Source organism: Actinomadura montaniterrae (genome assembly GCF_008923365.1).
GTDB classification, from domain to species: domain Bacteria; phylum Actinomycetota; class Actinomycetes; order Streptosporangiales; family Streptosporangiaceae; genus Spirillospora; species Spirillospora montaniterrae.
Genome location: NZ_WBMR01000170.1, coordinates 1 through 20,048 on the forward strand (window position 1 = coordinate 1; position 20,048 = coordinate 20,048).

Below are 20,048 nucleotides of genomic sequence, written 5' to 3' on the forward strand. Positions count from 1 at the left end.
CTCGCCGCGGCGTGGAGCACCGCCGTGCGGCGGCACGACCGCGGTGCCGCGGTCGCCAGCTTCGCGCACGAGATCGTCGCGGTCGTCGGCGCGGACGCCGTCACGGAGGGCGGCGGCGGCGAGCTGCCCGCGGGCCCCGTGCAGGCGATGGTGAAGGAGGCGGCGGCGCTGTTCGCCGAGCACCTGCCGGTGCGCCGCACGTTCTCCACCGGCATCAGCCGGACGGTGACGTGCCCGGCGGAGCTGCCGGAGGCCTACGAGCAGGCGGTAAAGGCGGTCCGGGTCGGGCGGCAGCTGCACGGCGCGGGCGCGCGGGCGCACTTCGACCAGCTCGGCGTGTACCGGCTGCTGAGCCTGGTGTCGGATCCGGCGGAGCTGCACGCGTTCGTCCGGGAGACCCTCGGCGAGCTCGCGGCCGACGACGAGCCGGAGCTGGTGGACCTGCGCCGCACCCTGCAGGTGCTGCTGGAGACCAACCTCAACGTCGCCGAGACGGCGCGGCGGCTGCACTTCCACTACAACACCCTGCGGTACCGGATCGGCAAGCTGGAACGGATGCTCGGGGCGTTCACCGAGGACGCGCATCTGCGGCTCAACCTCACCCTCGCCCTGCACGTGCTGCGCATGCGCGGTATCTGAGCGTAGCGGCGCCGTCCGGGTCCGCCCGGACGGCACGCCGAACTTCGGCAGATGTCGCCGATGCCCGCCCACCGGGGTAGATCTACGTTGCCCGCAGGCGCGAGCGGGCGCGGACGCCCACGTCGACCAGGAGGAGCCCCGGATGGTCATCGGCTGGAAGCTGCACGGGGACGGGCGCACGCCGCCGCCCGGCGAGGTCGTCCGGCCGGGGGAGCGGCTGTCGTGGCCGCGCACCGCCGGCATCGGCGCCCAGCACGTCGTCGCGATGTTCGGCGCGACGTTCGTGTTCCCGGTGGTGATGGGCCTGGACCCGAACCTGTCGATCATGATGTCGGGGTTCGCGACGATCCTGTTCCTGCTGATCGTCGGCGGCCGGGTGCCGAGCTACCTCGGCACCAGCGCCTCGTTCGTCGGGGCGGTCGCGGCGATCCGCGCGGCGGGCGGCGACAGCGCGCGGGTGACCGGCGCGATCCTGGTCGCGGGCGCGGTGCTGCTGGTGATCGGCGTGATCGTGCACTTCCTCGGCGGCGAGGTCATCCACCGGGTGTTCCCGCCGGTGGTGACGGGCGCGGTCGTGATGCTGATCGGGTTCAACCTGGCGCCGGTGGTCGCGAACACGTACTGGCCGCAGGACCAGTGGGTCGCGCTGGCGACGCTGTGCTTCGCGGTGTTCTGCACGGTGATCCTGCGCGGGTTCTGGTCGCGGATCGCGATCCTGCTGGCGCTGGTGTTCGGGTTCGTCCTGTCGTGGGTGCTCGACAAGACGGCCGGGCAGATCACGTCGGTGCTGCCCGGGCAGAACCTGCTGGACGGGGCCGGGAAGGCGTGCACGGCGGAGGGGCCGTTCTGCGTCGCGACGGCGTTCCCGCACGACCGGCTGAACTTCTCGGCGGTGAAGGCGGCGGACTGGTTCGGCTTCCCGCACACGCACGCGCCCGACTTCAAGACCTCGGCGATCCTGCTGGCGCTGCCGCCGGTCATCGCGCTGATCGCGGAGAACACCGGGCACGTCAAGGCGGTCGCGGCGATGACCGGCGACGACCTGAACCCGGTGCTCGGCCGCGCGATCGGCGCGGACGGCGTCGGCACGGTGCTGGCCACGGCGGTCGGCGGCTCGCCCACCACGACCTACGCCGAGAACATCGGCGTCATGGCCGCGACCCGGATCTACTCGACGGCCGCCTACTACGTCGCGGCGATCGTGGCGATCCTGTTCGGGCTGTGCCCGAAGTTCGGCGCGCTGGTCGCGGCGACGCCGGGCGGGGTGCTCGGCGGCATCACGGTCGTGCTGTACGGGATGATCGGCCTGCTCGGCGCGAAGATCTGGATCGAGAACCGGGTCGACTTCGGCGATCCGGTCAACCTCGTCCCGGTGGCGGCGGCGATCATCCTGGCGATCGGGAACGTCACCCTGAAGATCACCGACGACTTCCCGCTGCAGGGCATCGCGCTCGGCACCATCGCGGTGCTGGTCGGCTACCACCTGCTGAACGCGGTGCGCCGCCCGGACGGCGCGGGCGGCGGCGTCATCGCGCCGGACGAGCGGGAGATCGGCGGCCCGGTCCGCCCGCGCGGCGAGGACGAGGCGCCGTGAAACCGCCGCCGTTCCGCCACCACGCGCCCCGCACCGTCGACGAGGCGCTCGGCATGCTGGCGGACGCCCCGCGGGCCAAGGTGCTCGCGGGCGGGCAGAGCCTCATCCCGCTGCTCAACATGCGGCTCGCCGCTCCGCCCGACCTGGTCGACATCAACGGCGTCGCCGAGCTGGACACCGTCCACTGCGGTGACGAGGGGGTGCGGGTCGGCGCGCTCGCCCGGCACGCGCGGGTGGAGCGGTCGGTGGAGGCGGCGGCCGTGCAGCCGCTGCTCGGCCGGGCGCTGCGGCACGTCGCGCATCCGGTCATCCGCAACCGCGGCACGGTCGTCGGGAGCCTCGCGCACGCCGACCCGGCCGCGGAGCTGCCCGCCGTGCTCGCCGTCCTCGGCGGGACGGTCGAGGCCGCGTCCGCGCGCGGGCGCCGGACGATCCCGGCGGCGGACTTCTTCACCGGCCCGCTGGAGTCGGCGCTCGCGCCGGGGGAGCTAGCCGTCGCGGCGTTCTTCCCCGCCGCGCCGCCCCGCACAGGGACGGCGTTCACCGAGACGGCGCGGCGGCACGGCGACTACGCGCTGTCCGGCGTCGCGGCGGTCGTCACGCTCGACGAGGACCTGCGGGTCGGCGCCGCCCGCGCCGGATACCTCGGGATCGCGCCCGCGCCGCTCGTCCTCGACCTGGCGGAGGCGGCGGGGCCGCACGGCGACTGGCCGGCCGCCGCCGCGTACGTGCGGGAGCGGATCGACCCGGAGCCCGACATCCACGCGAGCGCCCGCTACCGCCGCCACCTGACCGGGGTACTGACGGAACGGGCGCTGGCGACGGCGGCGGCCGAGGCCTTGAGGAGGGCGCGGGACTGATGGAGGAGCTCCACGACATCGCGCTGACCGTCAACGGGGTGCACCGCACGGCGCGCGTCCCGGCCCGCCGGCTGCTGTCGGACCTGCTGCGGCACGACCTCGGCCTGACCGGCACCCACGTCGGCTGCGAGCACGGCGTCTGCGGCTGCTGCACGGTGCTGATGGACGGCGACCCGGTGCGGTCCTGCCTGACGTTCGCGGTGACGGCCGCGGGCCACGCCATCACGACCGTCGAAGGCCTCGCCGCGCCGGACGGCACGCCGTCCCCGGTCCAGCGGGCGTTCCGCGAATGCCACGGCCTGCAGTGCGGCTTCTGCACGCCCGGTTTCCTGTGCACGGTGACCGCGCTGCTGCGGGAGACGCCGCGCCCGACGGAGGACGAGGTGCTCGAAGGCATCTCCGGGAACCTGTGCCGCTGCACCGGCTACCAGAACATCGTGAAGTCGGTGCACCGCGCCGCCGACCTGCTCGCGGAAGCCGGCGCGCCCGGCGCACCCGGCGGGTCCGGCGGCTCGGGCGGGTCCGGCGCAGAGAGCGAGGCGTGATGGGGACGCGCGTGTTCGGCGAGCCGGTCAAGCGCCGCGAGGACGCCCGGCTCCTCACCGGCCGGGGCCGCTACCTGGACGACCTCGGCCGGGACGCGCTCGCGGCGGCGTTCGTCCGGTCCCCGCACGCGCACGCCCGCATCGTCGACGTCGACGTGTCCGGCGCGCTCGACGTGGACGGCCTCGTCGCCGTCTACACCTGGGAGGACCTGCCCGGACGCGTCGGCGAGCCGCTGCCGCTACTCATCCCGCACCCCGCGCTGACGCACGGCCGCACCGGGTACCCGCTGGCCCGCGACGTCGTCCGGCACGTCGGCGAGCCCGTCGTGATGGTCGTCGCCCGCGACCGGTACCTCGCCGAGGACGCCGCCGAGCGCATCCGCGTCGAGTACGAGCCGCTGCCCGCCGTCGTCGGCATCGAGAACGCCGAGCGCGCCGAGTACCTCGTCCACGACGACGTGCCGGGCAATGTCGGCGCCGTCCTCGTCCAGGAGACGGGCGACGCCGCCGCGGCGATCGACGCCGCGCCGCACCGGCTGGAGTTCCGGCTGTCGATCGAGCGGTCGGCGTCCACGCCGCTGGAAGGGCGCGGCGTGTACGCGCGCTGGGACGCCGACGACGGGTCGCTGCGCGTCTACTCGTCCACGCAGGCGTCGACCAGCGTGCGCGCCGCGATCGCCGCGCGGCTCGGACTGCCGAACGGCAAGGTCGAGGTCGTCGCGCCGGACGTCGGCGGCGGGTTCGGCGTGAAGATCGTGCATCCGTGGCCGGAGGAGGTGCTCGTCCCGTGGGCCGCGCGGCTCCTGAACCGCGAGATCAAGTGGACCGAGGACCGCCGCGAGCACTTCGTCGCCGCCGCCCACGAGCGCGGCCAGCTCCAGGACGTCCGGGTCGGGTTCGACGACGCCGGCCGCGTCCTCGGCCTGGACGTGCGGATCCTGCACGACCACGGCGCCTACACCCCGTACGGGATCATCATCCCGATCGTCACGTCGACGCAGCTGCTCGGCCCGTACAAGATCGGCGCGTACCGGGCGGAGGTCGTCAGCCTCTACACCAACACCCTCATCGTCACGCCGTACCGGGGCGCCGGCCGCCCGCAGGGCGTGTTCTGCATGGAGCGGACGATGGACCGCATCGCCCGCCACCTCGGCCTCGACCGCGCCGACGTCCGCGCCGCCAACTTCATCCAGCCCGACGAGTTCCCCTACGACCAGGGCCTGACGTTCCAGGACGGCCGCCCGCTGATCTACGACTCCGGCGACTACCCCGAACTGCTGCGCAAGGTCCGCGCGCTGATCGGGTGGGACGGGTTCGAGGCGGAGCGGGAGGCCGCCGCGCGCCGCGGCCGCCGCATCGGCATCGGCGTCGGCGTGTACGTCGAGGGGACGGGCGTCGGCCCGTACGAGGGCGGGCACGTCGAGATCGACACGGCCGGGCGGGTACACGTGTCGACCGGGCTGACCTCGCAGGGGCAGGGCCACGAGACCGTCTTCGCGCAGATCGCCGCCGCCGAGCTCGGCGTCCCGATCCGGGACGTGCACGTCACCACCGGCGACACGCGCCGGTTCGGGTACGCGGTCGGCACGTTCGCGTCGCGCGCCGCGGTGATGAGCGGCAACGCGATCGCGCTGGCGTGCCGGAAGGTCCGCGAGAAGGCGCTGCGGATCGCGGGCGAGGCCCTCGAAGCGGACCCGCGCGACCTGGAGATCACCGACGGGTCCGTGCACGTCCGCGGCGACCGGTCGGCGTCCGTCCCGCTGCGGACGGTCGCGGTGCTGTCGAACCCACTGCGGTACGCGTTCGACGACGAGACCGCCGCCGCGACGCAGTTCGCGGTGGGCCGCCCCGCGACGGAGCCGCCCGTCGCGGAGGGGGACGAGCCGGGCCTGGAGGGGCGCGGCTACTACTCGCCCGTCCGGTCGACGTTCGCCGCGGGCGCGCACGCCGCGATCGTGGAGACCGACCCGGACACCGCCGAGATCGCGATCCTGCGGTACGCGGTCGTCCACGACTGCGGCAAGCTCGTCAACCCGATGGTCGTCGAAGGGCAGATCCACGGCGGCGTCGCGCAGGGCGTCGGCGGCGCCCTCTACGAGCGGATGGTCTACGACGAGTCCGGCCAGCTCCTCAACGCCTCGTTCATGGACTTCCTCATGCCGTACGCGACGGAGGTGCCGCGCATCGAGACCGACCACCTGGAGACGCCGTCGCCGCTGAACCCGCTCGGCATCAAGGGGGCGGGGGAGGCGGGCGTCATCCCGGTGTCGGCCGTCATCGCCTCCGCCGTCGAGGACGCCGAAGGGTTGCGCGTCGAGGCGATGCCGCTGTCCCCGGACGCCCTGTACGAGCTGCGCGAACGGGCGTCCGGCGACCCGGGCCTGCGCGTCCGGGAGACCGCGCGGGCCGGCGGCGACGGCGCCGCGACCGGCGGTCAGTTCGCGGCGGGCGTCTCCGGGGCGTTGCCGCCGAGCGAGCGCGGCAGGTAGTTCTGCACGGCGGCGGGCCGCAGCCCGGCCTGCTTGATCCAGCCGAGGATCATCCGGAACTCCCCGGCGAGGCCCGTGCGGTAGTGCATCAGGATGATGTCGCCCGGCTTGAAGCCCTTGCCGCCGTCGGCGCGCGCGAACCCGTTGTAGCCGACGCCGGGCCCGGACGTGCCGTTGTAGAACTCCGCCGTCCAGGTGAGGATCGACTTCATCCCGCACTCCTTGGACGCCTGCCGCGTCGCCTGGTTGTAGGCGCCGAACGGCGGCCGGAAGATCTGCGGGCGGCGGCCGTACTCGCGCTGGATCGCGTCCGCCGAGTCGCAGATCTGCCGCTTCTGCGCGTCGGGGGACAGCGTCGGCATGTTCGGGTGGGTGACGGTGTGGTCCTCGATCTGCGAGCCCGCGTTGCGCATCGCGAGGAAGTACTGGCCCTGGCCGCGCAGGTACGTCGTGGTCAGGAACGTCAGGATCGGCACCTTCTCCTTGCGGACGATGTCGACGAACTCCGAGTCGTAGGTGTAGCCGTCGTCGATGGTGAGGAAGACGACGGGCTCGGTGGTCTGGATGTGGTCGATGACCGGGGGCAGGCCGTCGGCGGACGGCTTCGGCGGCGTCCAGGTGCCGGGCTTCGGCGTCGCCCATTTCTGGTCGGCGAGCACAGAGGTCAGCTGCGCCCGCATGGACGGCCCCGACGAGCCCCCCGCCTCGGCCCGGACCACCGGCCAGCCGCCCGCGGCCGCGCCGAAAACTCCGGCGGTCACCATCGCGATCACGGGCGTCTTCCCTCGCATCGGCCGCGTACTCCATTCGGTTGGGGGGTTCGGTTCTCGATCGTTCGCTTCGGTTGACGCGCCCGTACGCCCGGGAGTTCGCACGCGACGGAATCAGCCGGACATATCTGACCATTTCCCTGCGGTCTCTCCGGGGATCTGCCCAATCCTCGGCGTGTACTCGGCACATGTTGCCGTTCGGTGCGGCGCCCGCATTCCCTAAAGTCGGAACATGCAGGTCAACGGCAGTGCCAGCGTCGCCGCGCCGCTCGCCCGCGTCTGGGACGCGCTCCAGGACCCGGCCGTGCTCGCCCGGACGATCCCCGGGTGCCGCTCCCTGGAGGAGACCGGCCCCGACACCTACCGCATGACGGTCACCGCCGGCGTCGCGTCCATCCAGGGCACCTACGTCGGGAGCGTCGAGCTCGCCGACCCGGACCCGCCGCGCTCGTTCACGCTGCGCGCGCAGGGCCAGGGCGCGCCCGGCACGGTGGACGCGACGGTCCGCGTCCGGCTGTCGGACGGCGGCGGCTCCACCCGCGTCGACTACGACGCCGACGCGGTCGTCGGCGGGATGATCGGCGGCGTCGGGCAGCGGATGCTCGGCGGCGTCGCCAAGCGGACGGCCGGCGAGTTCTTCGCCGCCGTCGAACGCGACCTGACCGCCCCGGCCGAGCCCGCGCCGTCCCCGGAACCGGGCGCCGCGCCCGCCGCGCCGCACGCCCCGGAACCGGGAACCGGCCGCGTGTACGCCGGACGTGCCGCCGCCGGGCCGCGCCCTTCAAGTGTGTGGCCGATGACCGCAGCGTTCGCCGCCGGCGGCGCCGTCGCCCTCGCCGGCGTGGCCCTCGGCCACTTCCTCGCCCGCCGCCGGCGCTGAGGCGGGTCAGGCGTCGCGGCGCTCGAAGAGGATCACGGCGGCGGCCAGGACGACCGCCGTGTACACCGCGAACACGCCCAGGCCCGTCCACGGGGCGAGGGAGCCGGACTTGTGGACGGGGTCGAGGATCGCGCCGCCCGCGTTGGACGGCAGGAACTTGTTGACCGTGTCGCCCCACGAGCTCGGCAGGAACCCGCCCGCGATGCCGAGCACGAACAGCACCACGAACAGCAGCACGATGGAGCCCGCGGTGTGGCGCAGCAGCGTCCCGATGCCGAGCGCGAGGATCGCGACCAGCGCGAGGTAGATCCCGCCGCCGACGATCGCGCGCAGCACGCCCGGGTCGCCGATGTTCCCGTCCAGGTGCTTGGACGCGAGGATCCCCTGCGCCGCGTAGAAGGACGCGAACGTCACCACGATCCCGAACACGAGCACGACCGCGCCCAGCACCACCGTCTTGGCGGCCAGGTACGCGGCCCGCCGCGGCACCGCCGTCAGCGCCGTCTTGATCATCCCGGTGCCGTGCTCGGCGGTGATGACCAGCACGCCCAGCGCGCCGAAGATCACCAGGCCGAAGTAGTAGGCGACCTGCGTCGGCAGCATCGGGGTGAACGTCGCCCGGTCCCGGGCGCTCATCTGGTCGAAGGACGCGGTGAACGCCAGCGCCCACAGCGCGGAGAACCCGACCAGCACGACCGCGCCGGCCAGCAGCGTCCAGAACGTCGACCGGACCGTCGCGATCTTCGTCCACTCCGAGGACAGCACGTGCCCGAACCGGACGCGCCCGGCATCGCGGCGCGGACCCGTGGCAGCGGGGGCGCTCACGCGCCCGCCCCCGGAGCGCCGGTCCCGGGAGCCGGAGCCGCCGGGCCGGCGGCGCCCGGCACGCCGGCGTGGTACTGGACGGCCTCGCCGGTCAGCCGCATGAACGCCTCCTCCAGGGACGGCTGGACCGTCGCCAGCTCGTGCAGCCGCAGGCCGTGGTCGGCGGCGACGTCGCCGATCTCCGCCGCCCGCGCCCCGTACACGCGCAGCGCGCCGTCCGGGTCGGGCTCCAGCCGCCGCCCCGGCCCGGCGAGCAGCCGCGCCAGCTCGGCGGCCTGCGGCGAGCGCACCAGCACGTGGCTGGTCGCGTTCGCGCCGATGAACTCGGCCATCCCGGTGTCGGCGAGGATGCGTCCCCGCCCGATGACGACGAGGTGCTCGGCGGTCAGCGCCATCTCCGACATCAGGTGGCTGGAGACGAACACGGTGCGGCCCTCCCGCGCGAGCCGCCGCATCAGCGTGCGGATCCACAGGATGCCCTCCGGGTCCAGGCCGTTCACCGGCTCGTCGAACATCAGCACGCCGGGGTCGCCGAGCAGCGCGGCGGCGATGCCGAGCCGCTGCCCCATGCCGAGCGAGAACCCCTTGGACCGCTTCTTCGCGACGCTCCGCAGCCCGACGAGGTCCAGCACCTCGTCCACGCGCCGGCGCGGGATCGCGTTGCTCTTGGCGAGGCACAGCAGATGGTTGTACGCGGTGCGGCCGCCGTGCACGTTGCGGGCGTCGAGGAGCGCGCCGACCTCGCGCAGCGGCGCGCCGAGCGTGCGGTAGCGGCGGCCGCCGACGGTGACCTCGCCGGCGGTCGGGCGGTCCAGGCCGAGGATCATCCGCATCGTCGTGGTCTTCCCGGCGCCGTTCGGGCCGAGGAAGCCGGTCACCCGGCCCGGCGCGACGCTGAAGGTGGCGCCGTCGACGGCGGTGGTGTCGCCGTACCGCTTCGTCAGCCCGCGCGCCTCGATCATGAACGTCTGATACCGGACGGGCCGTCCCCGGAAACGGCGGCGGCGGGCGACCGGCCGGATTTTCACCGCCCGATTGCCCGCCGTTGGGCGTGCGCGTCGCCGCGCCCGCCGCCGTGCGGAGCGCGGTCCTATTGCACCGCGACCAGGTCGACGACGAAGATCAGCGTCTCGCCGGGCTTGATGGCCGGGCTCGGGCTGCGGTCGCCGTAGGCCAGGTGCGGCGGGATGACCAGCTTGCGCCGGCCGCCGACCTTCATCCCGGCGATGCCCATGTCCCAGCCCTTGATGACGCGCCCGGAGCCGAGCTCGAAGTCCAGCGTGCCGCCCCGGTTCCAGGACGCGTCGAACTCCTCGCCGGTGGACCAGGAGACGCCGACGTAGTGCATCGACACGGTCGAGCCCTTGACGGCCTCGGGGCCGTCGCCCTTGGTGATGTCGGTGATGTCGAGGTGCGCGGGCGGCTGTCCCTCGGGGAAGTCGATCTCGGGGCGTTCAAGCGCCATGGACGGGCTCCAGCGTGTCGTCGGTTTCGTGTTGCGAACGGCTGCCCAGCCTAGCGCCGCGCCCGCGGCGGCAGCGCGTCCCCCGGCCGCGGCGCGCGCCCTGCCCAAAGACCGGCCGTCCTGTTGGCACATTGCGACGGTTCCGCAGGTGCGGGCCGTCCGGTAGACCGTTGGGCATGGCACGGCGGCTGCGGATCGGGATCGACACGGGCGGGACGTTCACCGACGTCGTCGCGCTGGACATCGGGGAGGACGGGGCCGGCGGCGGGGCGGACGGGGCCGGCGGCGAGCCCGTCACCACCAAGACCCCGTCCACGCCCGCCGACCCCGCCGAGGGGTTCGCGGCGGGCGTCGCCAAGGTGCTCGGCCTGCTCGGCGCGTCGCCCGAGGACGTCGCGTCGCTGTCGCACGGCACGACCGTCGCGACGAACCGGCTGCTGGAGGACCGGATCGACGACCTCGGGTTCGTCACCACCGACGGCTTCGAGTCGATGCTGGAGATCGCGCGGCAGAGCGTCCCGGACGGCTACGGCAACAGCTACTTCTGGGTGAAGCCGCCCCGGATCGTCCCCGCCCATCGGGTGCGGACCGTCGGCGGGCGGCTCGACCACACCGGCGCCGAGCTGCGACCCTTCGACGAGGAGTCGGCCGTCGCGGCGGCGCGCTGGTTCCGCGACGCGGGGATCCGCGCGATCGGCGTGTGCTTCCTGCACTCCTACGCGAACCCGGCCCACGAGCTCGCGATGCGGGAGGTGCTGCGCCGCGAGCACCCGGACGCGGTCGTGTCCCTGTCGTGCGAGGTGCTGCGCGAGTACCGCGAGTACGAGCGGTCCGTGACGACGCTGGTGGACGCCGCCGTCAAGCCCGCGATGAACGGCTACCTCGCGCGGATCGCCGAGCGCGTCGCGTCCCGGCTGCTGGTGATGAAGAGCAACGGCGGCGTGCTGTCGGCGGACGAGGTGGCCCGGCAGCCGATCACGACGGTGCTGTCCGGCCCGGCGGCGGGCGCGCTCGGCGCCGCGTTCGTCGCGTCCCGCGGCGGCCGCCGCTCCGTCGTGACCCTCGACGGCGGCGGCACGTCCACCGACGTCGCCGTCGTGCTGGACGGCGAGCCGACCGTCACCACCGAGGGGACGATCGGCCGCCATCCCGTCAAGATCCCGATGATCGACATCGTGACGGTCGGCGCCGGCGGCGGGTCGGTCGCGCGGCGGTCGCCGGACGGCGCGCTGAAGGTCGGGCCGCGCAGCGCCGGCGCCGACCCCGGCCCGCTCTGCTACGGCCGCGGCGGCACCGAGGTCACGGTCACCGACGCGCACGCCGTCCTCGGCCGCATCCCGCCGCACCTGCTCGGCGGCGAGGTGCCGCTCGACGTGCCCGCGGCCCGCGCCGGGCTCGAGGAGCTCGCCGCCGGACTCGGGCTGACCGTCGAGCGGGCCGCCGCCGGGATCCTGGAGATCTCCGCGTGGAACCAGGCCAACGCGATCCGGCAGATCACCGTCCAGCGGGGGCTTGACGTCCGCGACTACCCGCTCGTCGCGTTCGGCGGGTCCGGGCCGCTGCTGGCGTGCCGGCTCCTCGACGTGCTCGGCCTGCCCGCCGCCGTCGTCCCGGAGAACCCCGGCAACCTGTCCGCGTTCGGGCTGCTCACCGTGGACGTGAAGAACGACCACGTGCGCACGCGCGTCGTCCGCGACGCCGAGCTGGACGCCGCCGTCCTCGCGGAGACGTTCGCCGAGCTGGAGGACGAGGCCGGCGCGGCGCTCGCCCGCGAAGGCTTCCCCGAGGAGCGGCGCCGCTTCGTCCGGTCCGCCGACCTGCGGTACTACGGGCAGGCGTTCGAGGTCCGCGTCACGGCCCCGGCCGGGCCGCCGGACGAGGCGTTCCGCGCGGAGGTCGTCCGCCGGTTCCACGACGCGCACACCGACCGGTACGGCTACGGCCACCGCGACGATCCGCGCCACCCCGTCGAATGGGTCAACCTGCGCGTGTCCGGCATCGGGCCGATCGAGCGGCCGCGGCTCCCGGAACGCCCGCCGGGCGACGGCGACCCATCACGCGCGCGCACCGGCACCCGCCGGGTGTACTTCGACGACTGGGAGGAGACACCGGTGTACCGGCGCGAGAAGCTCGCCCCCGGCGACGCCGTCGACGGGCCCGCGGTCATCGAGGAGTTCGGCTCCACCCTCCCGCTGCACCCAGGCTTCACCGCCCGCCTCGACCCGCACGGCGACCTCGTGGTGACCGCGGGGGAGGGCCGATGAGCGTCGACCCGATCCTCTTGGAGATCGTCGAAGGCACCCTTGCGTCCGTGGAGCGCGAGGTGGAGACGGCCATCGCCCGCACGGCCCGCTCCCCGATGATCCGGGACGCCCACGACTTCCGCGCCGGCATCCACGACCGGCGGCTCCGCAAGCTCACCGGACGCTCCTACTCCGCGCTCGTCCAGCCCGTCGCCCGGGACTTCCCGATCGAGGAGATGCGCCCCGGCGACGTCTTCTTCCACAACGACGTGTACCTGTCCGAAGGCGGCATCGGCCACCTCCCCGACCTCTGCGTGACCGTCCCGGTGTTCCACGGCGGCGAGGTCGTCGCGTTCGTCCAGGCGTTCGGGCACCACGACGACATCGGCGGCGCCGTCCCCGGCTCCATGCCGAGCCACGCCCGCAGCGCCTACGAAGAGGGCCTGATGGTCCCGCCCATCAAGCTCTGGGACCGGGGCGTCCCGAACCGGGCCGCGCTCGCCATCATGACCCGCAACTCGCGGATGCCCGACTCCCTCGCCGGCGACCTCGACGCCGAATGCTCCGCCTGCCTCATGGGCGCCCGCCGCCTCGGCGACCTGTTCGCCCGCTACGGCCGCGCGGACGTCGAGGCCTGCTTCGACGCCGTCATCTCCCGCACCACCGACACGTTCCGCCGCGAGCTGCTCGCCAGGATCCCCGACGGCGTGTTCGTCTGGGAGGACTACGCCGAGCACGACGGCGTCGACCCGCCCCGCCTGCACGCCCAGCGCATCACCCTCACCGTCGAGAGGTCCGCCGACGTCCCGCTCGTCATCGACTTCGCCGGGACGTCGCCGCAGGCCAAGGGCCCGATCAACCACGCCGGCGACTACGCCGACGGCGTGTTCCTGAAGAAGTGGCTCGCGCCCGTCCTGCGCAACCTCGCCGACACGCCCGAGCGCGCCGCCGAACTCGACGTCAACGAGGGCGTCGTCCCCCTGATCGAGATGCGGTTCCCGGAGAAGGGCACGCTGCTCACCCCGGTCTTCCCGGCCCCGACGAACGCCCGCACGTTCGTCATCCTGCGCCTCCTCGGCGTCCTCGCGGGCGTCCTCGCCAAGGCCACGAACGGCCGCATGCCCGCCGACCAGGAGACGATCCGCTACACCGGCGTCTACGGCGAGGACGACCGCGGCCCCTACCTGATGCGCGAGGTCCTCGGCGGCGGCTCCGGCGGACGCCCCTACGCCGACGGCGAGGACACCATCCACATCGTCCCCGACTCCCGCAACATCCCCGCCGAGTTCGCCGAGGCGCGCTGGCCGTTCCTCGTCGAGCGCCTCGGCCTCGCCACCGACTCCGGCGGCCCCGGCGAGTTCCGCGGCGGCCTCGGCTACGACAAGCACATCCGCATGCTCCGCGACGCCCACTACATGTCGATCGCCGACCGCTCCATCCTGTCCTGCTGGGGCGTCAACGGGGGCCGCGCCGGGCGCCCGTTCCGCGTCGACATCGACGGCGTCCCGATGGACGGCCTCGTCGACGACCACCCCGTCCGCGCCGGCCAGGTCATCCGCATCCGCACCACCGGGGGCGGCGGCTGGGGCGACCCCCTGGACCGCGTCCCGTCCCGCGTCGCGGCGGACGTCCGCGACGGCAAGGTCTCCCCGGACGGCGCACGCGACGACTACGGCGTCGTCCTCCGCGGCGCCGAAGTGGACGTGCCCGCAACCGAGGCCCTGCGCACGCGCCTGCGCGCCGAGCGCGGCCCCGTCCCGTTCTTCGACCGCGGCCCCGGCTACCCGACTCTCTCCGGCGGCGCGACCTCCGCGGACGTGGACCGCCACCCGGCCTGACCTTCACCTTCGGGGAACCCGCACAGTGGTCCCGACCAGGCCCGTCTCCTCGTCGGCCGCCTGAACGGAGACAGGACCGCCAGGTACGAGGTCACCGTCCGCGACATGCCCGCACGCCGTCCGGAGCCATCCGTCGCGCCAACAAATCCCGTGGCCGCTTACGGCTAGAGGGCTCCTTGGCGGGCGGGGCCTGCGAACTCTCCCAACGTCCGGATACGGACAGTGTCCGCACCGTCACACAGGCCAAATGGTCCTTTAATCTGCGGGCAATCCAGCACGGGGAGGTGTCCGCATGGTGTGGACGACGCAGGACCAGGTGGCGGAGGCCCGCAAGAGGCCGCTGAGCGCGGCGGGGACACTCTATGGAGCGCTCAAGCCGATCATGGAGAACGGTGGCGCGGACCTCGACAACGCGACCCTGCTCGACCGCCTCGTCCAGAACGGATCGCTCACCGCAGAGACGGCGAAACGGCATCTCACTCGCATCAACGCATTCGGAGCGGTCAACGCCGGAATCGACAACACATACGAGATCCTCCTGCTGGTCCGGTCCCTTCCGCAGACCTACGCCTACATCGACGGCGCAAAACTGCTGGTGGAGACACGGCGGCTCGCCGAAGTCGGCTTCGTTCCAGAACGTCTCGAGAAGACCGACCAGGTCATGGACAGTGTCCGGAAGGGATTCGCCGAGGGCGCCGGCGGCTTCGGGCTGGCGATCGTCCACGAGGCCCTCGGCGACCGCCACGTCACGATCGCGGAGACGAACCCGGCGCCGCCGGACCACCCCTACATCAACCAGGTCAGCCTCGCCTACACGCTGCTGACCTTCTCCTACACGCCCCTCATCGGGCTGAAGGAGGTCGGGGAGGACGTCCCGGAGGGCGACGCGCTCCTCACCTGGATGGGCGTCTGGAAGATCATCGGCTCCGCCATGGGCATCGAGGAAGGCGGCCTCCCCGACACGTTCGACGAGGCGCGGCACCTCTGGGAGCTCATCGTCGCGAGCCCCGGATACGGCCACAGCGACGAGGGCGTCACACTCCTGCAGGCGCTCAAGGAGCACGTCGCCGCCGGACAGAAGGCGGACACCCCGGTCGACCTCATCGGGCAGCACGGGGACGCCGCGGTGCTGGAACTCCTCAAGCCCAAGAAGGCGGGCACCTGACCGGCGCTCAGGAAACGGTCAGCCGCTCGTCCTCCCGCGTCCGGTGAACGCCGGTCGCGGGAGCAGCCGAACCCGCGCGAGCCCGCACCGCCCATCCCAGGAACCCGCTGATCAGGACGGTGAGCACCGCACCCGCCCCGAGCACGAGGAAGACCATGGCGAGGTTGACGTCGATCATGTGATGCGCCTTCCCGAAGGGCTGCGAATTCCCTTCACGAATCGCCCGAGGTGACCAGTGTCACAGGCGCTTCGAATGGCATCGATAGAAGAACAACGCCCTCATTCTAAGTTTTCTGGCCATCATCCTGGAGTCCCCGACCATGCGATGTGCGCCACAAAAAGAAATGTGACGTGGACAACAAAAACGTCATCCGGGCGAAATAGGCAGGTAGGTGGTTATCGCCGGGGCGCAGGGCACGTGGGAGGATGACCGCATGACGGCATCGCCCCGCATCTCCCACCTGTCCTGGGGACGCATGGAGGTCGAAGGGCTGCCTCCCGGCAAGGACTTCAAGCTGTATCCGGGAGGCGGCCGGGAATGGGACTGGAACGAGCACGGAACCCGGCATGAACCGGGAATCCAGCCCGCGGACGTCCAGGAACTCCTCGACCGCGGATGCACGACCGTCGTGCTCAGCAGGGGAATGGAACTGCGGCTGCGCACCATGCCGGAGACCATCGAACTGCTGCAGGAACACGACGTCGAGGTCTTCGTGGAAGGAACGACCGCGGCGGTGGAGATCTACAACGGGCTGGTCGGCCGAGCCGCCGTCGGAGGCCTCTTTCATTCCACCTGCTGACCCGGCACGAAGCCCGGACCTCCCGGTCAGTGGTCCGCGTGCTGGGTGTGTTTGGGGAGGAGGCCGACCAGAACAAGCGTGAGCAGGTAGAGGGCGGCGGCGAGGGCGGTGATGAGTTCGCCGGCGCCGAAGAAGCCGCCGTGTCCGGCCCGGGCGAAGAAGGCGGTGCCGAGGGCGGCGGCGCCGGTCGCGTTCGCGAACTGCTGGACGGCGTTGAGCACGCCGGATCCGGTGCCGGCCTCGTCGGCGGTGGCGTCGCCGAGGACGTAGTCGAACACGGGGATGAACACCAGCCCGGAGCCGAAGCCGATGACCAGCAGGGCGGGCGCGAGGGTCCAGGAGGTCAGCGAGTCCTGGAACCGGACGATGGTCCAGTCGAGCCCGATCAGCCCGGCGGCGGCGATGCCGAGGCCGAGCTGCAGGGTGGCGCGGCCGAGCCGCTCGGCGAGGAACGCTCCGGCGAGGCCGACGGCGACGGCGCTGCCCACGGCCCAGGGGATCAGCGTGAGGCCGTTGTGCAGCGGGGTCCAGTGCGCCCCGAGCTGGAGCATCAGGTTGAGGGCGAGCTGGAATCCGGTGAGCGCGGCGTAGAAGCCGCAGACGATGACCAGTCCCACGACGAAGCTGCGCCTGCGCAGCAGCGACGGGGCGATCACGGGATGGGCGCTGCGGCGTTCGGAGACCGTGAACAGCGCGAACACCAGCACCGACGCGGCCATCATGGCGTAGGTCCAGACCGGCCAGCCGAGGTCGCGGCCCTGCACCAACGGAATGATCAGCAGCGCCGAGGCCAGCGTGAGCAGGGCGACACCGCGCACGTCCAGGCGGGCGGAGGCGTCCTCGCCCGCGTTGCGGGGCAGCACGCGCGAGCCGAGGATCCAGGCGGCGACGCCGATCGGGACGTTGATCAGGAAGATCGAGCGCCACTGCCCGCCGAACAGGTCCAGGTGCAGCAGCCAGCCGGCCAGCAGCGGGCCGGCCACCGTGGCCAGGCCCATGATCGGGCCGAACGGGATGAGGGCCCGGCGCAGCTGCGCGGGCGGGAAGACGATCTTCACCAGCGCGAAGCCCTGCGGGATCATCACCGACCCGCACAGGCCCTGCAGTGCGCGGGCGCCGATCAGGAACCCGGTACCGGGCGCGAGACCGCACGCCAATGACGCCACGGTGAACCCGGCCATGCCCGCCAGGAACAGGCGGCGGCGGCCGACCAGGTCGCCCAGCCGGCCGGAGGTCACCAGGCCGAGGGCGAACGCGGCGGTGTAGGCGGCCAGGACCCACTGCACGGTGGTGTCGGCACCGCCGAGATCGGCCCGGATCGAGGGCCCGGCGAGGTTGGCGACGGTCGAGTCCAGCACGTCCATGACGTCGGCGATGACCACGACCGCCAGGACGAGCCAGGCCCGGCGCAGCGGCAGGACCGGGGACGCCGCGGCGGGGGAGCGCGGCCGGGGAGAACTTTGTTCAGTAGTCATGAACTAAGTTCTATGTGACGAACTTAGTTCGTGTCAAAGCTAGGATGGGGGCATGGCCCAAGATCCGAGGGCGCGCCGGGCGGCCCGCCACCTCCAGCCCGGCGCCGCACCCGCGCCGCGCCGCGCGCCCCTCACCGTCGACCGCATCGTCGACGCCGCCCTGCGCGTCGTCGAGACCCAGGGCTACGACGCGCTGACGATCCGCGCCATCACCGGCGAACTGGGCACCAGCCCGTCCTCGCTGTACGCGCACGTGGTCAACAAGGCCGACATCGACGACCTGATCATCGGACGGCTCAGCTCCGAACTCGTCCTGCCCGAACCCGACCCGGACCGCTGGCGGGACCAGATCCTGCAGGTGTACGCCCAGATCCGCGACCAGTACCTGCGCTACCCGGGCATCTCACGCGCGGCACTGGCCACCGTCCCCACCAACCTGGAGACCCTCCGGGTGAGCGAGGCGATCCTGGCGATCCTGCTCGCCGGCGGAGTCGAACCCCAGACCGCGGCCTGGGCACTGGACGCCCTGTCCCTCTACGTCGCCGCCTACACCCTGGAGATCTCCCTGGTCCAGGCGCGGAAGACCGACCAGGACCAGGAGTGGGTCCTCAGCGGCGACGAACTCCTGCACCGGCTCGGCACCCTGCCCGCCGACCGGTTCCCGCACACCAGAAGGCACGCCGCCGAACTCACCTCCGGCAGCGGGCACCGCCGATTCGAGTTCACCCTCAACCTGATGCTCGACGGCCTCACCCGCCGGCCCTCGTAACCACGGCCGCCTCGCGCGCGGTCACACCGACAACGGGCACCGCCGCCCGCGCTTGCCGCTACGCCGTAGCGTTCACTCACACTCCATTGCAACAAGTAATGCCATGTCGTTGCATTGATCTCCGCGCCATTGCAACAATAATTAAGCAGTCACCTGGGAAAATACACCTTCTGCGCAACATACTCCTTGCTGGATTGACAAACGCAACGTAGCGTTTGCGTTGTCAGAAACGAGCAGGCCGCACGGCGAACCCCCGGCAAGGAGCAACACAGATGAACACCTACACCACCCCCGCCCCGATCACCGCCACCCTCACCGTCCCCGCCGGCCGGGTGCAGGTGATCGCCGCCGACCGCGCCGACACCGTCGTGGACGTCCGTCCCGCGAACCCGGCCAAGGGCCGCGATGTCAAGGCCGCCGAGCAGGCCACCGTCGAGTTCGCCGACGGAACCCTGCAGGTGCGGGCCGCCACCGGCAACCACCACCTCGGCTCCACCGGCGCGATCGAGGTGACGGTCCAGCTGCCCGCCGGATCCCACCTGCAGGTCACTGCGGCCGCCACCGAGTTCCGCGCCGTCGGACGCCTCGGCGACATCGCATTCGAGGGCGCCTACCGCGACATCACGATCGATGAAGCGACGAGCGTGCAGCTGACCGCGACCGACGGCGACGTGGAGGTCGGCCACCTCAACGGCCCCGCCGACATCAGCACCCAGCGCGGCGACATCCGCATCGCCCACGCCGCCGGCCCCGGCCAGGTCGACCTGCGCACCCAGTCCGGCGACATCACCATCGCCGCCGCCCCCGGCGTCTCGGCCGCCCTGGACGCCTCGGCCCCCGCCGGCCGGATCTCCAACAGCCTGAAGAACGACGGCAGCACCGAGCTGGACGTCCGAGCCACCACCTCCCGCGGCGACATCACCGCCCGCAGCCTGTGACCAGCGGGCCCGCCCGGCGGGCCCGCTCAACCCCTCTTCAAGGAGTCCCCCGATGACGAACTTGGCGATCCAGGCGGAAGGGCTGCGCAAGTCCTACCGCGACAAGACCGGCGAGAAGGTCGTGCTGGACGGCGTCGACCTGACCGTCCCCGAAGCGACGATCTTTTCCCTGCTGGGCCCCAACGGCGCCGGCAAGACCACCACCGTCCAGATCCTGTCCACCCTCATCTCCGCTGACGCCGGTCAGGTGCAGGTCGCCGGTTACGACCTGGGGCGTCAGGCCGACGATGTGCGTGGCGCGATCGGTGTCACCGGCCAGTACTCCGCGGTCGACAAGCTGTTGACCGGTGAGGAGAACCTGCTGCTGATGGCCGACCTGAAGCACCTGTCCCGCCGCGACGGCCGCCGCAAGGCCGCCGAGTTGCTGGAGCGGTTCGACCTGGTCGAGGCGGCGCGCAAGCCCGCCTCCACCTACTCCGGCGGGATGCAGCGCCGTCTGGACCTGGCGATGACGCTGGTCGGCGACCCGCGGCTGATCTTCCTGGACGAGCCGTCCACCGGGCTGGACCCGCGCAGCCGCCGCGCCATGTGGGGCATCGTCCGCGACCTGGTCGCCGACGGCGTCACCATCTTCCTCACCACCCAATACCTCGAAGAAGCCGACGAACTCGCCGACCACATCGCCCTCCTCGACCACGGCCACCTCATCGCCGAAGGCACCGCCGACGACCTCAAACGCCTCATCCCCGGCGG

Annotated in this window: 19 protein-coding genes; 13 read left to right on the forward strand and 6 right to left on the reverse strand. The window is 72.6% G+C overall.

The genetic code is table 11. From position 1 onward, the window contains the following. The 5 genes from F9B16_RS37335 to cutA all read left to right on the forward strand — a co-directional run. The coding region (locus F9B16_RS37335; RefSeq protein ID WP_192809179.1) for a PucR family transcriptional regulator at positions 1-639 on the forward strand (639 nt) is incomplete at its 5' end. Positions 640-781: 142 nt separating this feature from the next. Next, entirely contained in the window at positions 782-2,233 is a 1,452-nt protein-coding gene (locus F9B16_RS37340) for a uracil-xanthine permease family protein (protein WP_151544946.1), read from the forward strand. Then, complete coding sequence (locus F9B16_RS37345; RefSeq protein WP_151544947.1) at positions 2,230-3,093, forward strand: FAD binding domain-containing protein; 864 nt, start codon at positions 2,230-2,232, stop codon at positions 3,091-3,093. Before F9B16_RS37340 ends, F9B16_RS37345 begins: the two co-directional genes overlap by 4 nt. After that, positions 3,093-3,638 (forward strand): (2Fe-2S)-binding protein, encoded by a 546-nt coding sequence (locus F9B16_RS37350; RefSeq protein ID WP_151544948.1) that lies wholly within the window; start codon positions 3,093-3,095, stop codon positions 3,636-3,638. The genes F9B16_RS37345 and F9B16_RS37350 overlap by 1 nt, the downstream gene beginning before the upstream one ends. After that, on the forward strand, positions 3,638-6,127 hold the full coding sequence (gene cutA, locus F9B16_RS37355; RefSeq protein WP_151544949.1) for an aerobic carbon-monoxide dehydrogenase large subunit: 2,490 nt from the start codon (positions 3,638-3,640) through the stop codon (positions 6,125-6,127). The genes F9B16_RS37350 and cutA overlap by 1 nt, the downstream gene beginning before the upstream one ends. On the opposite strand, the gene F9B16_RS37360 is transcribed toward cutA, so the two are convergent. Then, a complete protein-coding gene (locus F9B16_RS37360; RefSeq protein WP_151544950.1) occupies positions 6,073-6,918 on the reverse strand; it encodes a polysaccharide deacetylase family protein in 846 nt (281 codons plus the stop codon). The genes cutA and F9B16_RS37360 overlap by 55 nt on opposite strands. Positions 6,919-7,129: 211 nt before the next feature. Here F9B16_RS37360 and F9B16_RS37365 point away from each other — a divergent pair, with 211 nt between their 5' ends. Next, a complete protein-coding gene (locus F9B16_RS37365) occupies positions 7,130-7,777 on the forward strand; it encodes an SRPBCC family protein (protein ID WP_151544951.1) in 648 nt (215 codons plus the stop codon). A 6-nt stretch (positions 7,778-7,783) separates the two neighbouring features. On the opposite strand, the gene F9B16_RS37370 is transcribed toward F9B16_RS37365, so the two are convergent. The 3 genes from F9B16_RS37370 to F9B16_RS37380 form a co-directional block, all read right to left on the reverse strand. Next, on the reverse strand, positions 7,784-8,602 hold the full coding sequence (locus tag F9B16_RS37370) for an ABC transporter permease subunit (protein WP_151544952.1): 819 nt from the start codon (positions 8,600-8,602) through the stop codon (positions 7,784-7,786). Beyond that, positions 8,599-9,564: an ABC transporter ATP-binding protein gene (locus F9B16_RS37375; protein ID WP_151544953.1), complete on the reverse strand. Its 966-nt coding sequence runs from the start codon at positions 9,562-9,564 to the stop codon at positions 8,599-8,601. The genes F9B16_RS37370 and F9B16_RS37375 overlap by 4 nt, the downstream gene beginning before the upstream one ends. Positions 9,565-9,692: 128 nt before the next feature. After that, complete coding sequence (locus tag F9B16_RS37380; protein WP_151544954.1) at positions 9,693-10,067, reverse strand: FKBP-type peptidyl-prolyl cis-trans isomerase; 375 nt, start codon at positions 10,065-10,067, stop codon at positions 9,693-9,695. 176 nt (positions 10,068-10,243) lie between these two features. On the opposite strand from F9B16_RS37380, the gene F9B16_RS37385 reads away from it, so the two are divergent. From F9B16_RS37385 to F9B16_RS37395, 3 genes are all read left to right on the forward strand, one after another. Beyond that, complete coding sequence (locus tag F9B16_RS37385) at positions 10,244-12,331, forward strand: hydantoinase/oxoprolinase family protein (protein ID WP_151544955.1); 2,088 nt, start codon at positions 10,244-10,246, stop codon at positions 12,329-12,331. After that, a complete protein-coding gene (locus tag F9B16_RS37390) occupies positions 12,328-14,148 on the forward strand; it encodes a hydantoinase B/oxoprolinase family protein (protein ID WP_151544956.1) in 1,821 nt (606 codons plus the stop codon). The genes F9B16_RS37385 and F9B16_RS37390 overlap by 4 nt, the downstream gene beginning before the upstream one ends. Positions 14,149-14,440: 292 nt before the next feature. Beyond that, positions 14,441-15,313 carry an oxygenase MpaB family protein gene (locus F9B16_RS37395; RefSeq protein ID WP_151544957.1) on the forward strand — a complete coding sequence of 291 codons (873 nt, stop codon included), beginning with the start codon at positions 14,441-14,443 and terminating at the stop codon, positions 15,311-15,313. Positions 15,314-15,320: 7 nt separating this feature from the next. Here F9B16_RS37395 and F9B16_RS51520 read toward each other — a convergent pair whose 3' ends face one another. Continuing rightward, positions 15,321-15,491 carry a hypothetical protein gene (locus F9B16_RS51520; protein WP_192809180.1) on the reverse strand — a complete coding sequence of 57 codons (171 nt, stop codon included), beginning with the start codon at positions 15,489-15,491 and terminating at the stop codon, positions 15,321-15,323. 256 nt (positions 15,492-15,747) lie between these two features. Between F9B16_RS51520 and F9B16_RS37400 the strand changes: the two genes are divergently transcribed. After that, a complete protein-coding gene (locus F9B16_RS37400; protein WP_151544958.1) occupies positions 15,748-16,113 on the forward strand; it encodes an Mth938-like domain-containing protein in 366 nt (121 codons plus the stop codon). 26 nt (positions 16,114-16,139) lie between these two features. On the opposite strand, the gene F9B16_RS37405 is transcribed toward F9B16_RS37400, so the two are convergent. Then, positions 16,140-17,588, reverse strand: coding sequence for a DHA2 family efflux MFS transporter permease subunit (locus F9B16_RS37405; RefSeq protein WP_151544959.1), 1,449 nt, complete (start codon positions 17,586-17,588; stop codon positions 16,140-16,142). Positions 17,589-17,640: 52 nt separating this feature from the next. Between F9B16_RS37405 and F9B16_RS37410 the strand changes: the two genes are divergently transcribed. The 3 genes from F9B16_RS37410 to F9B16_RS37420 form a co-directional block, all read left to right on the forward strand. Next, on the forward strand, positions 17,641-18,357 hold the full coding sequence (locus F9B16_RS37410; RefSeq protein ID WP_151544960.1) for a TetR/AcrR family transcriptional regulator: 717 nt from the start codon (positions 17,641-17,643) through the stop codon (positions 18,355-18,357). Positions 18,358-18,629: 272 nt separating this feature from the next. Further along, complete coding sequence (locus F9B16_RS37415; RefSeq protein ID WP_151544961.1) at positions 18,630-19,295, forward strand: DUF4097 family beta strand repeat-containing protein; 666 nt, start codon at positions 18,630-18,632, stop codon at positions 19,293-19,295. A 52-nt stretch (positions 19,296-19,347) separates the two neighbouring features. Further along, positions 19,348-20,048: ATP-binding cassette domain-containing protein (locus tag F9B16_RS37420; protein WP_151544962.1), on the forward strand; the 701-nt coding region annotated here is incomplete at its 3' end.

What these genes read in the sequence shown, in the direction of transcription:
- F9B16_RS51520 (WP_192809180.1), bottom strand. Translation starts at nt 15,491, where the DNA reads ATGATCGACGTCAACCTCGCCATGGTCTTCCTCGTGCTCGGGGCGGGT.
- F9B16_RS37380 (WP_151544954.1), bottom strand. Translation starts at nt 10,067, where the DNA reads ATGGCGCTTGAACGCCCCGAGATCGACTTCCCCGAGGGACAGCCGCCC.
- cutA (WP_151544949.1), top strand. Translation starts at nt 3,638, where the DNA reads ATGGGGACGCGCGTGTTCGGCGAGCCGGTCAAGCGCCGCGAGGACGCC.
- F9B16_RS37400 (WP_151544958.1), top strand. Translation starts at nt 15,748, where the DNA reads ATGACGGCATCGCCCCGCATCTCCCACCTGTCCTGGGGACGCATGGAG.
- F9B16_RS37350 (WP_151544948.1), top strand. Translation starts at nt 3,093, where the DNA reads ATGGAGGAGCTCCACGACATCGCGCTGACCGTCAACGGGGTGCACCGC.
- F9B16_RS37415 (WP_151544961.1), top strand. Translation starts at nt 18,630, where the DNA reads ATGAACACCTACACCACCCCCGCCCCGATCACCGCCACCCTCACCGTC.
- F9B16_RS37375 (WP_151544953.1), bottom strand. Translation starts at nt 9,564, where the DNA reads ATGATCGAGGCGCGCGGGCTGACGAAGCGGTACGGCGACACCACCGCC.
- F9B16_RS37365 (WP_151544951.1), top strand. Translation starts at nt 7,130, where the DNA reads ATGCAGGTCAACGGCAGTGCCAGCGTCGCCGCGCCGCTCGCCCGCGTC.
- F9B16_RS37360 (WP_151544950.1), bottom strand. Translation starts at nt 6,918, where the DNA reads ATGCGAGGGAAGACGCCCGTGATCGCGATGGTGACCGCCGGAGTTTTC.
- F9B16_RS37385 (WP_151544955.1), top strand. Translation starts at nt 10,244, where the DNA reads ATGGCACGGCGGCTGCGGATCGGGATCGACACGGGCGGGACGTTCACC.
- F9B16_RS37390 (WP_151544956.1), top strand. Translation starts at nt 12,328, where the DNA reads ATGAGCGTCGACCCGATCCTCTTGGAGATCGTCGAAGGCACCCTTGCG.
- F9B16_RS37405 (WP_151544959.1), bottom strand. Translation starts at nt 17,588, where the DNA reads ATGACTACTGAACAAAGTTCTCCCCGGCCGCGCTCCCCCGCCGCGGCG.
- F9B16_RS37340 (WP_151544946.1), top strand. Translation starts at nt 782, where the DNA reads ATGGTCATCGGCTGGAAGCTGCACGGGGACGGGCGCACGCCGCCGCCC.
- F9B16_RS37395 (WP_151544957.1), top strand. Translation starts at nt 14,441, where the DNA reads ATGGTGTGGACGACGCAGGACCAGGTGGCGGAGGCCCGCAAGAGGCCG.
- F9B16_RS37410 (WP_151544960.1), top strand. Translation starts at nt 17,641, where the DNA reads ATGGCCCAAGATCCGAGGGCGCGCCGGGCGGCCCGCCACCTCCAGCCC.